Raw genomic sequence first — 539 nt, forward strand, 5'->3', positions numbered from 1 at the left:
GGAGGGGGCGGTCCGGCTCCCCGCCGAGGGGGAGAAGCTCCAGATCGGCGACGTGTCGCAGGTCAGCGGCGACGCCCGCGTTCAGAAGGCGCTCAAGCGGCTGGCGGCCGTCAAGGCCCCGGCGACGGTCTCACAGATGGTCATGTGGCGCGTCGCCCAGGGCCTCGAATGGGACGTCATCGCCCAGCTCGCCGAAAAGTGGGGCAACGCCCATGAACTGACGCTGGCCCAGGACTTCGTCGAGAATCTGGACTCGCTGCCCAACGACGAGACCGGCGTGCTGCTCTTCCAGGTCGACGCCAAGGACGCCGGCTCCGAGGCTGCGGCCGCCGCGGTGACGAAGGCGTTGAAAGACAAGCCGGTGCTGGGCCTCTGGGCCCGCGAAGGGGTCCCCGCCGAGCCCGCCGGACCGGCCGTCGCCTGCAAGGTCCGCATCGACGGCGGCAAGGCCACCGTCCAGGTCGCCTCCAGCAACAGCAGCGGCCAGGCCTGGGTCCCCTTCGGCAAGTTCGACCTGACGGTCGCGGCCGACGAGGACA

General features: G+C 70.9%; 1 pseudogene. It reads left to right on the forward strand.

Going from position 1 to position 539, the window contains the following annotated elements:
- Positions 1-539 (forward strand): annotated as a pseudogene (locus tag G6O68_RS32060) (hypothetical protein); the annotation flags it as partial.

The sequence above is a fragment of the Paludisphaera soli genome, assembly GCF_011064595.1.
GTDB lineage: Bacteria > Planctomycetota > Planctomycetia > Isosphaerales > Isosphaeraceae > Paludisphaera > Paludisphaera soli.